Annotated in this window: 11 protein-coding genes; 4 read left to right on the top strand and 7 right to left on the bottom strand. The window is 38.2% G+C overall.

Going from position 1 to position 13,804, the window contains the following annotated elements; genetic code table 11:
• The 3 genes from RAH34_RS12485 (at position 1) to RAH34_RS12475 (ending at position 3,353) form a co-directional block, all read left to right on the top strand.
• On the top strand, positions 1 to 288 hold the full coding sequence (locus RAH34_RS12485) for a hypothetical protein (RefSeq protein ID WP_306596356.1): 288 nt from the start codon (positions 1 to 3) through the stop codon (positions 286 to 288).
• Positions 289 to 433: 145 nt separating this feature from the next.
• Entirely contained in the window at positions 434 to 931 is a 498-nt protein-coding gene (locus tag RAH34_RS12480; protein WP_114819941.1) for a low affinity iron permease family protein, read from the top strand.
• A gap of 142 nt (positions 932 to 1,073) precedes the next feature.
• The gene (locus tag RAH34_RS12475; protein WP_306596355.1) at positions 1,074 to 3,353 is read left to right on the top strand and encodes a zinc-dependent metalloprotease; all 2,280 of its coding nucleotides are present in this window, start codon (positions 1,074 to 1,076) and stop codon (positions 3,351 to 3,353) included.
• 60 nt (positions 3,354 to 3,413) lie between these two features.
• Here the strand turns inward: RAH34_RS12475 and RAH34_RS12470 are convergent, their stop codons facing one another.
• The 7 genes from RAH34_RS12470 to RAH34_RS12440 form a co-directional block, all read right to left on the bottom strand.
• Entirely contained in the window at positions 3,414 to 6,134 is a 2,721-nt protein-coding gene (locus tag RAH34_RS12470) for a hypothetical protein (protein ID WP_306596354.1), read from the bottom strand.
• A gap of 76 nt (positions 6,135 to 6,210) precedes the next feature.
• Positions 6,211 to 7,188, bottom strand: coding sequence for a hypothetical protein (locus tag RAH34_RS12465; RefSeq protein ID WP_306596353.1), 978 nt, complete (start codon positions 7,186 to 7,188; stop codon positions 6,211 to 6,213).
• A 242-nt stretch (positions 7,189 to 7,430) separates the two neighbouring features.
• Complete coding sequence (locus RAH34_RS12460; protein WP_306596352.1) at positions 7,431 to 7,853, bottom strand: hypothetical protein; 423 nt, start codon at positions 7,851 to 7,853, stop codon at positions 7,431 to 7,433.
• A gap of 170 nt (positions 7,854 to 8,023) precedes the next feature.
• Complete coding sequence (locus RAH34_RS12455) at positions 8,024 to 8,833, bottom strand: hypothetical protein (RefSeq protein WP_306596351.1); 810 nt, start codon at positions 8,831 to 8,833, stop codon at positions 8,024 to 8,026.
• 8 nt (positions 8,834 to 8,841) lie between these two features.
• Positions 8,842 to 9,573 (bottom strand): MIP/aquaporin family protein, encoded by a 732-nt coding sequence (locus tag RAH34_RS12450; RefSeq protein ID WP_306596350.1) that lies wholly within the window; start codon positions 9,571 to 9,573, stop codon positions 8,842 to 8,844.
• 23 nt (positions 9,574 to 9,596) lie between these two features.
• Positions 9,597 to 11,093 (bottom strand): glycerol kinase GlpK, encoded by a 1,497-nt coding sequence (gene glpK / locus RAH34_RS12445; protein ID WP_306596349.1) that lies wholly within the window; start codon positions 11,091 to 11,093, stop codon positions 9,597 to 9,599.
• A 10-nt stretch (positions 11,094 to 11,103) separates the two neighbouring features.
• The gene (locus tag RAH34_RS12440; protein ID WP_306596348.1) at positions 11,104 to 12,702 is read right to left on the bottom strand and encodes a glycerol-3-phosphate dehydrogenase/oxidase; all 1,599 of its coding nucleotides are present in this window, start codon (positions 12,700 to 12,702) and stop codon (positions 11,104 to 11,106) included.
• 116 nt (positions 12,703 to 12,818) lie between these two features.
• On the opposite strand from RAH34_RS12440, the gene RAH34_RS12435 reads away from it, so the two are divergent.
• A complete protein-coding gene (locus RAH34_RS12435; RefSeq protein ID WP_306596347.1) occupies positions 12,819 to 13,583 on the top strand; it encodes a DeoR/GlpR family DNA-binding transcription regulator in 765 nt (254 codons plus the stop codon).
• Positions 13,584 to 13,804: the final 221 nt, after the last annotated feature.

The raw sequence follows: 13,804 nt of genomic DNA, 5'->3' as shown, positions 1-13,804 counted from the left end.
ATGAAAATTATCAGAACAGTATCCTTAGTATTCATTGCCATTGCTGGTTTAACTTCATGTTCCGAAGAACATTTATCCGAAGAAGAACTGAAAACAGCAAGAGAAAATATAGAAAGACATTACACAAATCCCAGAAGTATATATTCCTGGGGTAATATTTCTCCCTGGAAAGATCATTGGAATAATATCTCTTATCCAAAAACTTTTTCACCTGGACATGTAGGAAGGAGCATCATAGCAGAAGAAAAGCTAAATGTTGAAAACCGTTTTTCAGGAAAAATCAAATAACATACTATCAAACATTCATATCAATTTTAATTTAAAAACATTAGGACAATACTTTGTCTTAATGTTTTTTTGTTAGTATTTACTATTTATTATTCGCGATTCCCGTTAATTTTATACATTTAATCCATCATATAAAATGACGACCATGGGAAAAAAGAACCATAGCTTTTTTGAGAAATTTTCAAACTGGGCTGTAAAATTTACAGGAAGTCCATATGCCTTTATAGGAGCTTTTCTTATCGTAGTAGTATGGGCGGTTTCCGGACCTTTTTTTGACTATTCCGAAACCTGGCAGCTGGTAATCAATACCGGAACAACAATCATTACTTTTCTGATGGTATTCCTTATTCAGAAAGCTCAGAATAAAGACTCGAAAGCCATACAGATTAAGCTCAATGAAATTATTGCCGCTCATGAAAAAGCAAGCAACCGTATTGTGGATATTGAAGATCTTACAGAAGCGGAACTGGATCAGCTTCACATCTATTATGAAAAGCTGGGCGAACTTGCCAAAAAAGATGCGGATATCCATATGTCGCATTCTATTGATGCAGCACAAAGAAATCATGACTACAAATTCGAGTTTTTTAAAAGAAAACATGAAGAGTGGATACAGAAAAAAGAACAAAAAAGGATTGATTAATAATATTTTATAATATTTTAAATATTGTTATTTTTTTTATAACACACTATAGGCATTATAGGTAATTTGCTGTTTTTTCTTATTTTTTTATTTGATTTTTAGCGTTTTTTTTGTTAAATATCTAGATTTATTGAAAAAAAACATGAAAAAAAAATTATTTTGCTTGCCGGTATTTCTATTAGCAATATCAGCAAATGCCCAATGGAGCAGAGGGGTGCCTCAACAAAAAATAATAAAGAAAAGTGAGCATTCTGTTTATTATCAGCTTGATATTGATCAAATAAGAACACAGCTGCTAAGAGCTCCTAAAATAGGTGAAGGTTCTCCCATCACGATTAATATTCCCACTCTTGAAGGAAAAATAGAGAAATTTGCAGTTAACAGTTTCCCGGTAATGGATGAGACGTTGGCTAACAAATATCAGCTGGGATCCTACGTTGGAACCGGAGTAGACGACCCAACCAAATACATCAGGTTCAGTGTTGCCCCCAATGATTTTCAGTCCATGATCATTGGTGCCGACGGCCAATATGAGTTTATAGAGCCGGCAACATCTGATAAGTCCTTTTATTCCGTACATGGAAAAACTAATAAAAACGGGTATGCATTTACATGTTCTACAAAGGAAAATAAGGAATCTGTTGCCAATCTTCAAAAGTTGAAAAATGCAGGTATTACTGCAAGATCTAATAATAAAACTTTTCACACCTTAAGGCTGGCTATGTCAGTGACCGGTGAATACACTACCTATTTCGGAGGAGTTGCTGGCGCACTTACTCAGATTAATGCTACTTTGTCAAGAGTAAATGGTGTGTTTGAACAAGAATTTAATGTACATGTCAATGCAATAAATGCTCCTGGCCTGATCTTTACCAATTCTGCTAATGATCCCTACAGTGATTCCGACCAGATGTGTAAATGGAATTATGAACTGATGAATACATTGCATGGAGGAGCTTATGGTGTTACTGATAATGATTTTGATATAGGACACTTGTTCGGTGCTACAGGTGGTGGCGGAAATGCAGGTTGTATTGGCTGTATCGGAAGTAATGATACATCTACAACTGATGATCCTGATTGTAATAATTTACCACATCCAGATAACTACAAAGGAAGTGGATATACCTCTCCAGGAATTGATTATTACGCGAGTGGAACATGGAATAGCAACAGTACAGCTCAATTACCACCAAGTGGAGACGCCTTTGATATTGATTTTGTAACCCATGAAATGGGACATCAGTTGGGAGATAACCATACCTATAGTTATAATGAAAATATAGGAGCTACTACCTATATGGAACCGGGATCAGGATCTACGATTATGGGCTATGCAGGAATTACAGGTGACAATACAGACGTTCAGAAACATTCTGATGCCTATTTTCATAGTGTAAGCATTGACCAGGTGCAGGATAATCTTGCTGCAGTAACTGCTGATGTGGAAACACCTATCACCAATAATCCACCAGTTGTAGCAGCAATGAATACAACCTATACCATTCCTAAATCTACAGCATTTGTACTGACAGCATCAGCAACAGATCCGGATGGAGATGCCCTGACTTATTGCTGGGAACAGGTAAATTCCAGTTTATTAGCTAATGGTATTGGTAAATCAGCGGGTACAGGTGATAGCGCTTCAGCTATAGGTGGTACATCATCTGGAGCTAATTTCAGATCCTGGGCACCTACAACAAGTCCTACCAGATATTTCCCTAAGCTGGCAACCGTATTGGGAGGAGCTGTAAAAAATACAACGGATTTTGAAGCTGCAAGTAAAGTAGCTAGAACTACAAACTTCCGCGTGACGGTGAGAGATAATAAGCCGGGTGGACAGGCTCAGACTGCTTATGCTACTCAGACTGTAGTTGTAGGATCTGCAGCCGCGTTTACTGTAAATACAACATCATTAACACCCAATGCCAATTCTGCAATTGCATGGACTGTTTCAGGAACCACTGCTTCTCCATATAATGTAGCTAATGTAAAAATTGATTATACAGAAGATGCCGGAGTTACCTGGAATGACCTTGCTGCATCAGTTCCAAACACTGGATCAGCGAATGTTTTTATCCCGGCATCTTTAGCAGGAAAAACCATTTACCTGAGAGTTTCTGCCATTGGAAACGTTTTCTATGCTGTGAAGAAGGCTACAGTATCCGGATTATTGGCAGTGGCTGAAGCCGGAAATGTGAAATCTGTTAAAATCTATCCAAATCCTGCAGAAGATGTACTGAACGTCACGAATATTTCTTCAGGTGCTTCTTATGAAATTTTCAGTGCTCCTGGACAGGTGATTGCAAAGGGAACGATAGAAGATGGAAAAATTAATGTAAGAACTCTTGTGAAAGGAGTCTACTTTATTACCATCAATAATAAGGAAGAGAAAAGCACAACCAAATTTGTGAAAAAGTAACCCCGTAAAAAACCTATAAAAAAAACCTCTGAGTCATCAGAGGTTTTTTTATGGGTTGTATTATCTCATAAAATAGTTGAAATAACTACAGCTTCCCATTAAGTTCTTCGTTGTTTCAGTATCAGAATACTGAGCTTTTAACTGAGCGAAATAGGTTCTGTATTTCTGGTTTTTAAGATTATCCATTTCCTTTTGTCTGGCATCTTCTTTTTCAGACCATTTAGGATCAGAATAATCAAAGTCTTTTGGAGCTTTCGCTTCATATTGGTAATACTTACCTTGTTCAGCACTTGCCATCTGGAATAAGATTCTTGCTTTTTCCTCTTTGTTATTGGAAAGCTTAAGTGCTTTTTGATAATAATTGATTGACAGGTCAAAATTATCAGGTTCAATATAAGACGTATCAAGGAAGTTTTTATAATAATACTTGTATGGATTTTTTCTGTCCGTATTCCAGAAATCGTATTTCCCGCCATTACTATTGTCGATATCCATAACAAACAATTCGCGGTAGTATCCTAAAATAGAAGTATTGTACAATAAGTTTCCGATAAGCTGATTGGCTTTTGCTGCTTTTTCACCTGTGCCGTTTCCAATCTTTTTCAATTGAATCAATGCGTCAGCAAGTTGAAGCTTATCCATGCTTGTTGTAATGAAAGGGAAATCAGTGTAGTTTTCTGCTTTCATACTTTCACTATCCGGGCTTCCGAAACTTTCCCAAACATTATGCCCGAAGACAAGGTTTGAAATATTTTTAAATCCGTTGTACTCTGCAGGAGCATATTGTTTTGGAGTGATGGTCTGGCCATTCTTTTCTGTCCATTCATAATTTTGTCTTGGAATCCCAGCAAAGCTTTTGGCTTTTTCATAATAAGATTTCGCCTTTTCAAAATCGGCAAGTCTCATGGCTCGGTCTCCATAAATCGTATTGAAGAAGGCATCAATATTACCTACACTGTCCATGTTTTTGGCGATGATCTGCTGTTCAAACCGTGTTTTATTTGGCTTTCTGTAAAATTCTTCTACGCTTTTTACCAGACTGGAGTTCGGGTTGTACTGCAGATCTGAAAGTTTATTGTTCATCAGGAATGATTTTCCGTCCTCTCCCTGAAGAAAATAACGGTTAGCAATAACGTCTTTAAGGAAATCTGCAGTAGAAGGTACTTCACCATAATAATCAAAATTATCTGTAGTGGCAGTATCTTTCTCTACTTTTTTCTCTACAAAGTATTCTGCATACTCTTTCATCAGATGGTCTTCATAGTCTGCATCAATTTTCGGCTGGGAAACAATATCATTAAGAACTTTCATTCTTTTGATTTCCTCCAGATATTCCGGATTGGTCGTTTTGATGTCATTCAGAATTTCAGAACTTTGTTTATAGTCTTTCTTTAAAAACTTAAGATAAGCATCTGCAATCTGCCAGTATTCATCCTTAGACTTTTCTTTTGTTTTGTCTGTGAATTTTTCCAGGTCATTAAGGAAGTCCTGTGTCTTCTCATCGTAATAATACCCTGTTCTGTTATAGAATGGAATTCTGTCCGGATTGCTGAACAACTCATCATCACTTTGGTCTGCTTTAGCATTGTCACCTTTTTTGTCAGATTTGGAACCTCCGAAAAGATTTTTAAAGAACCTTACAATTTTCTGCCAGAAAGAAAGCTTTTCTTCCTTTACCTCAGTTTTGGCTTGATCTGTTGATTTATCTTTTGAAGTGTTATCTTTAGAATTTTCTTTTGCTTCTGCTTTTTGAGCATCGGAAGTGTAATAGTAGGTAGGCAGATAGCTTCTTTCAAGTTCATTGATACTTCTGGCAGCCATTACCTTCAGAATCTCAGAATCAGGATTGATTTCATACATCTTTTCCATCATCGGAATAGGATTGTTGAAGTCTTCGTAGCCTAGCAGGAAATACGCCATATTCTTTTCCTCATTCGTGTTGGCTCTTTTCATGATATTGCTGAAAGAGGCCGTGTCTGAAAGCTTCATAGAAACAAATGCAGATTCCTTACGGTCTTTGCTGTTCATGAATACCTGAAAAAAGTTCCAGTTGGCATCACTGTTCATTTCCAGTCCTCTTTGAGCTCCTGCCAATTGGTCCAGAGACATGAAGTAGACCGTTCCTTTCAGTTTGATGGGAGCAACATATGTTTTGAAAGCCTGCACAGCAGAATCGTAATTTCTTGTATAATGATTCAAGCGTACCAGCTGATATCCGTAACGTTGTTTGATTTCAGGATTTCTCGCTGCATTGTATAAAGAGGTTAAAGCTGAGATCGTTTTATGGTAATCAAGAGCAGTAGCATTTTTTCTGTTGGCATCCCTGTCGTAATAGAATGAGTTTTCACTTTCTATATAATTGATGCTCATATAAGGCTCAAGATATTTGGCTTCAATCAAATAATCAATACCTTCTTTGTATTTTTGATAAAATCCGGTACCTAGTTTCTGCAAAAGAGGGTTGGTTGGATTTCCGTTCTTTAAAGCATTCAGGTCGTTCATACTGATCTTGTACACCAGATTCTGGGTTTCAGAATAGCTCAGCTGATTGTTGAAGAACTTTTTCCAGGTTTCCACATTGTCATCAGGAATCAATGCCGAGTTATATCCTCCATAAAATCTGCTTGAATAATTGTGCAGAAAAGGAAGATAAGCCTTGTCCTTGATGATGGTTTGCGTAAAAAGGTTGAAGTAATCATAATCAGGATCTGACCACGCGCACGCGTCAGATTGGGTATAGAAAAGTGATACAACCGCAAGTGAAAGAATATACTTTTTCATAGGGTGTGCAGTGTTTTTTTAGTTTTAATATTGTATGATGTAGTGTTCTGGCAAGTGTGCCTCTATCTCCAGGAGATTAAAATTTTCGGTCTAAGACAAATTTACTATCTAATTGATAATAAATAATATTAAAATGTGGGATTTTTTTCTGTAAAAACGCAATGACATCGTTAAGCTGTTCTTCGGTGATTTCTTCTACCTTTATTTTGAAACCTTTGTTTAAATAACTTCCAAAGTAGAATCCGTCTTTCATGACTTCAGCTTCGTGATCTGAAATTTTTTTGAAATCGGAGTTTTCGAGATCTCTTTTCGATAAGGCATTAATAAGTTTATGTTTTCCTAAATGATTGGTAACAATTCCCCACGAATAAATAGGAAGTGCCACTTCAACATTCTTGATAGGATAGTCTTCCATTTTTGAAAGGTAGCTTTTCAGAATATTCACATCCAGAATAGAATTCTTATCAGACTTTTCCAAAGGCGATGAAGTAGAGTAGCACATCAGATATACCTTTTCCACAGGAGGAATTCCGGTCTGCTTTTTATCTTTCACCTGATGAAGGCGAAGTGTACAGGTAATTTCTTTTCCTGAAATTTTTTTGAGTTCTTTCAGAAATTTAAAATAATCATTTCTTGTTCCGGCTGTCCAGTCACAGTCGATTTGAATTTCATGATTGGTTTTGAGGTGATATTCTTCTGCTTTCTTTTGAATTAAAAGATGAATGCTTTCTGCCAGAAATCTGATCTCTTCTGATGAGATACCCAACAAGGTCTGATTGGTAATGAAAACCGTAGGAACAACCTGTTTGTCTGTCTGAAAACTTGCGTCTTTAGTGATTACAGCAACGGGTTGAAATTTCCCGTTCACTTTATCTACATCAAAGAATCTGGTGTACAAATAAGGAACCGCAGCTTTATCTAATGCTTTCTTTTCTGCATTGTCAAGCTTCAGTTTGGTTTTCCAGTAATAGAAAGTGTAAGGATGATTCTCTTTCCTGTTGCATGATACAGTAAGAAAGATAAGAAGTAGAAATAAAATTTTTAAATGTCTCATTGGTGTAAATCACCCTTCAAAATTAAAGATATTTTGGCAGAATATAAACCGTAAAATCCCTGTGATTAAAGGTAAGAAGCAAAAAAATATCGTATTTACGTATTATGACTTGTTTAAATGCAGTAGATGGTATAACTATTCCCCTCCTCCGGAGGGGCGGTAAATTTATAATTTGACGGGGTGGTTTCCCAACAACAAGAAAACCACCCCTGATGGAATGGCTTTCTCTATATATTATTGTACTACTTAAAAAATTCGCTTTCGCAGGTGCAGGTTTCTTTATTGAGGCTCTCACTGGCTGAGCAGCAGCCTTCAAGATTTTTAACGTTACCTTTTTCATCGGTAAGGTAGATTTTATCCTTATCGAATTTCACGAAAAACGTTTCTTCAAATTTTTTAAAAACTACTTTCATTACCTTATTGGGTGCGTATTTACCAACATTGATTTCTTCTGTGGTTTCTTCTCCGCTGGCCTGATTCACCTGGACGTATCCAAAATGTACATCACCATTATTTTTAAGATCCAGATAATAATGAGGAGTTCCTGTGCCACTATATCCTTTCATGATATCAAAAGCTCTGTATCCAATAAAAGGAAGCTCTGTCTGCTGTGCCCACGTAAAAATGCTGATGCACAGAATTATTACACTGAAAAACTTTTTCATAGATTATTTTTTTCAAAAGTAAAGATATTTAAGCAAAACAGCTACCGTAAAAAAACGGTTATTATACTTTAGAATAAATGTTGAATTAAATATAGTAATCTCGTGATCACAACATCATGATAAAGCCACCCCAAAAGGAGTGGCTTCTCTATAATTGAGTTAAAATCAGATTAAAAAACAGTTGCTGCAAGCTGAATCCTTGCAAACTTATTCGATGGGTTCCACATCGCCATCATGGATACCGGAAGGCTGTAATGATCAGTAATCTTAACAACCTTTCCAGCCTTTACCCCTACATTTACGATGTCAAAGCTGTTTTGGCCATTGCCATATAAAAAGGTTTTGTCGTTGAGAGCGAATCCTGCTCCTACGAATGCATCGAGATTGACTTTCTGTCCTTTGATGACAGGATAGCTTGCCTGTACATAGGTAGAATATCTGTTCTTTTTATAACTTCCATCAGCTTCCAGAATTACTTCTCCTGCATTGGCTCCTCCATACAGCATGATATCAGCCTCAATATTGATCGGGAATGATGGCCCGAAAGTATAGTTGGTTCTTAAATCAATAATATGGGCAGTTCTTCTCTGTGAGTAACTAAAGATGTCATCTGCAGCTACTGCAGTATTGATGTTTCTGGAGTTATAAAGATCCCATAGTCCGATATAAAAACGTCCGTCAGAATATTGAATATAATAATTGATCTCTTTATAATGGGTGTTGTCTTTATCATCTGCCAGTGCAGATGCTCCCCAGATTCCTACCTTCCATTTCTTCTCCGCATCCAGGGCATATGACAGATTTCCCATTACAACAGGTTTATCGGTGATGATAAGGCCTCTCCACAAGTGATTATTCTGAATATTGGCTGTAAAATCAAGTCTGCCTTCTCTGGATTCCTTGTTTTCACCACTTTCCTGCGAAAATAACCTTCCTGTGCCCAAAACAAGAAAGAAGATTCCTTTTAAGATTTTTTTCATCGTGTGTTTTATTTTAAGAATCCATATAATACTGCTGCGATAATGGCTCCTGTAACCGGACCTACTACAGGAATCCACGCATAGCTCCAGTCACTGCTCCCTTTTACAGGTAAAATTGCGTGCATAATTCTTGGTGCAAGATCTCTTGCCGGGTTAATGGCATAGCCCGTAGTTCCTCCCAGGGATAAACCAATTGCCCATACTACAAACGTAACAGGAATGGCTCCAATAGAACCCAATCCTACTTTGGCTGTTGGATCTGCGTGCAAAGAAATACTTGGATCTGCAAAGTAGAAAACACAGAATACCAGTACAAAAGTTCCGATGATCTCACTGATAAGATTGGAAGATGTTTTTCTGATAGCCGGGCCTGTACTGAAACATGCCAGTTTTGCTCCTTCATCTTCCGTAATGGCAAAATGATCTTTATGAAACAGCCATACTAAAAATGCACCCAGCATTCCTCCGATCATTTGCGCTGCAATATAAGAGGGAACCAGGTCCCACGAAAACTTTCCTGCAGTCGCAAGACCAATGGTTACAGCCGGATTCAGATGGGCCCCACTTATTGGCCCTGCAACGGTTACTCCCACAAATACGGCCAATGCCCATGCGGTAGTAATAACAATCCATCCGGAATTATTTCCTTTCGTATCTTTTAAGACAACATTGGCTACAACACCGTTGCCTAACAATATAAGAAGCATCGTTCCGATTACTTCTGCAATAAATGGGGTCATATAAGTTTTTTTTGATGAGTGAGTTAATCTTCTATCCAGCTTTGAGCGCTTTTTACAGCTTTCTTCCAGAAATGGGTCATTTTATCCACCTGTTCTCTGTTTAATTGAGGGTGGAAATCTTTATCTACAATCCATTGTTCCTGGATTTCGTCTATACTTTTCCAGTATCCTACTGCAAGTCCTGCAAGGTAGGCGGCTCCAAGAGCTGTAGTTTCCAGTGTTTTCGGTCTTGTGATTTTAAATCCGAAAAGGTCAGATTGTATTTGCATCAGAAGGTCACTGGCAGAAGCACCACCGTCTACTCTTAATTCAAGACTTGCTCTTCCGGAATCGGCTTCCATTGCTTTTACAATATCATAAACCTGAAATGCAATTCCTTCCAGGGTTGCTCTTGCGATATGGGCATCGGTCGTTCCGCGGGTAATTCCTACAATAGTTCCACGGGCATACTGATCCCAGTAAGGAGCACCAAGGCCAGTTAATGCAGGAACAAAATAAACGCCTCCATTATCTTCTACTGAAGCGGCCAGTTCATTCACCTGATCAGAAGAATGAATAAGCTTAAGACCATCTCTTAGCCATTGGATGGCGGCACCTCCTACGAATACACTTCCTTCGAGAGCGTAGTTGACTTCTCCATTGATTTTCCAGGCTACTGTTGTTAGAAGATTGTTTTTAGAAGAAACAGCTTCTGTTCCTGTATTCATTAGCAAGAAGCATCCTGTTCCGTAAGTGTTTTTTACCATTCCCGGAGTGGTGCACATCTGTCCGAATAAAGCAGCCTGCTGGTCGCCGGCAATACCCGCAATTGGAATTTTGGTAGAGAATAGAGTAGTAGCGGTCTCTCCGTATATCTCACTGCTTTGTTTTACTTCAGGAAGAATGTTTTTAGGAATGTCGAACAATTCTAATAAATCATTATCCCATTCTAAAGTATGAATATTAAGAAGCATTGTTCTGCTGGCGTTGGAAACATCAGTGATAAACATTTTTCCACGAGTCAGTTTCCATACAAGCCATGTATCAACAGTTCCGAAACATAATTTTCCTTCTTCAGCTTTCTGTCTTGCTCCTTCTACGTTATCAAGAATCCATTTTAGCTTAGTGGCTGAAAAGTAAGCATCCAGAACCAATCCTGTTTTTTCTTTGATCTTTTCTGCATGTCCTTGTTCTTTCAGTTCGTCGCAGTATTTTGAAGTTCTTCGGTCCTGCCATACAATAGCATTGTAGATAGGTTCGCCGGTTTCCTTATCCCAAACAATGGTAGTTTCACGTTGGTTGGTAATTCCGATAGCGGCAACTTCCAATCCGGAGATTCCTGCTTTTGCTATAATTTCTGCTGCTACGGAGATCTGCGAAGACCAGATTTCGTTTGGATCGTGCTCTACCCAGCCTGGGGTAGGAAATATTTGTCTGAAATCTTTTTGAGATACATATTCTATTTCTCCACTATGGTTGAAGAGAATCGCTCTGGAGGAAGTTGTTCCCTGATCTAGAGCGAGGATAAGCTTTTCATTCATGTATATAGTGCTAATTTAGGTTGATAACTTTAGGGGAGTAAGGTGTTAATAAATACCCTCTTGCCAATTCAATGAATTCATTTTCCTGCTGCTGCGCCCATTCTTCAGAATATCCTTTCTCTTCAGCAATGATTCTTGCTACGTTATGAGCACTGTCTATAGCTGCTCTGGCATCCAGGAACAGTAGACGTACTCTTCTTGCCAGAATATCTTCAATGGTTTCTGCCATTTCGGCTCTTACAGCCCATACTACTTCTGCTACGGTGAAAGGGTGATCCGGATGGATTTTCTGAGCGTAACGCGGATTGCTTTGTTGTAATGCTTTGATAGCAGGAATATCAGATCCATACACGTAGAGATGGTTGGTTCGGTCTACCTGTTCCGGTTTTATATTTCCATGAATAGAAAGATGCTCCGTTTTAGATGGGTTATTTCCCAGCCTGTGAACTTTCATTGCTTCGTCTACGGTGTCTTCTGCCATTTTACGGTAGGTAGTCCATTTTCCTCCGATAATAGAAACTAATCCGGTTTCTGAAGTAATAACTTTATGGCTTCGGGAAACTTCTTTGGTACTTTTGCTTCCGTCTTTAGGAGCTGCAAGCGGACGAAGACCCGCGAAAACAGATTTTACATCTTCACGCGTTGGCTTTTTAGCCAAATATTGTCTTGCTGTATTTAAAACAAAGCTGATTTCTTCTTCCAGTGCACGAGGCTCAAAGCTTTCGTCCTTCAAAAGAGTATCGGTAGTTCCTACCAAGGCTCTGTCATGCCATGGCACAACAAATAAAACCCTGCCGTCCGATGTTTTCGGAATCATGATGGCATCATCGCTTTTCAGGAAGGATTTATCCAGTACCAGGTGAATTCCCTGACTTGGTACTACCAGTTTACCATGCTTAGGGTTGTTCATATTAAGAATATCATTTGTAAATACACCGGTGGCGTTGATCACTACTTTACCGTGTATCTGATATTGCTGTTTAGAAAACTGGTCTTCTGCAACGACGCCTATTACTTTATCAGAAGCATCTTTCAAAAGGTTGATTACTTTCACATAGTTAACAGCACTTCCCCCTTTCTCAATGATCGTTTGGGTAAGGTTGATCGCAAGTCTGGCATCGTCAAACTGTCCGTCCTGGTAAACAACACCACTCATTAAATGATTTTGTTCAATAGTAGGAAGCTTTTCCACTGTTTTCGCTTTGCTGATGTATTTCGTTTTACCCAGGCTTAGTTTTCCCGCAAGGAAATCATAAACAGATAAACCTATCTTATAGTAGATTCCTCCCCACCATGTGTAGTTGGGGATAATGAAAGACTGATTTTTTACGATATGAGCTGCGTTCTTTGCTAAGAGTCCTCTTTCCTTTAATGCTTCTTTTACCAATCCGACATCTCCCTGAGCGAGATATCTAACTCCGCCGTGTACCAATTTGGTACTTCTGCTGGATGTTGCTTTTGCGAAGTCATGAGATTCAAGCAATAAAGTTTTGAATCCCCTGCTTACCGCATCTAATGCTGAACCTAAACCACTGGCTCCTCCTCCTATGACAATAAAGTCCCATTCTTTTACATTGGTTAACTTACTGAGTTCTTCGTTTCGTTTCATAAATGTTTCGTTTATGTTTCGTTTTCAAATATATAAATTAAAAATGAAAGCAAAAAGAAAATAAATGAAATTTTAGGATGTCGAAAAAAAACGGTAATTTTGATGAAACGAATAAAATGGAAAAGCTATTACCAAGGCAGGATGCAATACTTAAAGAGCTGGATGAGAAAGGACATGTGCTTGTTCAGGATCTGTGTGAAAGGCTCAATGTTTCTTCAGTTACGATCCGAAAGGATCTGAACTATCTCGAAAGCCTGGGGCTTCTTTTCAGAAATCATGGAGGAGCAAGCAAGCAGGTAAGGTATGCTTATGAAAAAAATGTAGGGGAGAAAGAAAGCATCAATGTGGAGGCGAAACAGGTGATTGCCAAAGCAGCATTGTCATTGATTCAGGAAAACGACTGTATTATACTGGCATCCGGGACAACAATGCATTACCTTGCCAGAATGCTGGTGAATTTTGGGCCGCTTACGGTATTGACATCTTCTTTACGGGTGGCAATTGAACTTTGTAATAATCCTAACATTAATATTATACAATTGGGAGGCGAGGTACGAAAAAGCTCTACTTCTATAGTGGGTTCTATTTCTGAAGGAATTCTAAAACAGTTTTCTTGCAATAAACTTTTTCTGGGCGTAGATGGAATTGATCCTGAGTTCGGAATCAGTACTTCCAATGCTGCAGAAGCTCATCTGAATCAGATTATGATGGAATGTGCAGATCAGACGGTGATTCTTGCGGATTCTTCCAAACTAAATAAGAAAGGATTCGGAAAGATTGCAGCCTTGGATCAGGTGGATTATCTTATTACGGATAGTGGCATTTGTGCTGAGGACAGGGCCGGGCTGGAAGAAGTGGGAGTGAAGGTAATGGCTCAGTAAGGTCTTCATCTTAATTTCTTTTTAAAAATCAAAATAAATCTTTGGGAAATTGGTTCTGAATTTTTTCAAAATTATCTAATTGATTAAAAATCAAAATATTTTAGTCGAAATATTTGTCAGTTACAAAATTATTCATAAATTTGCACACTCATTTTAGGGGCGTAGTATGCCTATATCAAAAGTAGAAATTACTTCAGACTTCCGAAAAATGGTGATAAATA

The organism is Chryseobacterium sp. WLY505 (assembly GCF_030846215.1).
Taxonomy (GTDB): Bacteria; Bacteroidota; Bacteroidia; order Flavobacteriales; family Weeksellaceae; genus Chryseobacterium.
Note: the sequence above shows the minus strand (reverse complement) of the source record. Positions and strands in the feature narration are given on the sequence as shown.

What these genes read in the sequence shown, in the direction of transcription:
- RAH34_RS12485 (WP_306596356.1), top strand. Translation starts at nt 1, where the DNA reads ATGAAAATTATCAGAACAGTATCCTTAGTATTCATTGCCATTGCTGGT.
- RAH34_RS12480 (WP_114819941.1), top strand. Translation starts at nt 434, where the DNA reads ATGGGAAAAAAGAACCATAGCTTTTTTGAGAAATTTTCAAACTGGGCT.
- RAH34_RS12475 (WP_306596355.1), top strand. Translation starts at nt 1,074, where the DNA reads ATGAAAAAAAAATTATTTTGCTTGCCGGTATTTCTATTAGCAATATCA.
- RAH34_RS12470 (WP_306596354.1), bottom strand. Translation starts at nt 6,134, where the DNA reads ATGAAAAAGTATATTCTTTCACTTGCGGTTGTATCACTTTTCTATACC.
- RAH34_RS12465 (WP_306596353.1), bottom strand. Translation starts at nt 7,188, where the DNA reads ATGAGACATTTAAAAATTTTATTTCTACTTCTTATCTTTCTTACTGTA.
- RAH34_RS12460 (WP_306596352.1), bottom strand. Translation starts at nt 7,853, where the DNA reads ATGAAAAAGTTTTTCAGTGTAATAATTCTGTGCATCAGCATTTTTACG.
- RAH34_RS12455 (WP_306596351.1), bottom strand. Translation starts at nt 8,833, where the DNA reads ATGAAAAAAATCTTAAAAGGAATCTTCTTTCTTGTTTTGGGCACAGGA.
- RAH34_RS12450 (WP_306596350.1), bottom strand. Translation starts at nt 9,573, where the DNA reads ATGACCCCATTTATTGCAGAAGTAATCGGAACGATGCTTCTTATATTG.
- glpK (WP_306596349.1), bottom strand. Translation starts at nt 11,093, where the DNA reads ATGAATGAAAAGCTTATCCTCGCTCTAGATCAGGGAACAACTTCCTCC.
- RAH34_RS12440 (WP_306596348.1), bottom strand. Translation starts at nt 12,702, where the DNA reads ATGAAACGAAACGAAGAACTCAGTAAGTTAACCAATGTAAAAGAATGG.
- RAH34_RS12435 (WP_306596347.1), top strand. Translation starts at nt 12,819, where the DNA reads ATGGAAAAGCTATTACCAAGGCAGGATGCAATACTTAAAGAGCTGGAT.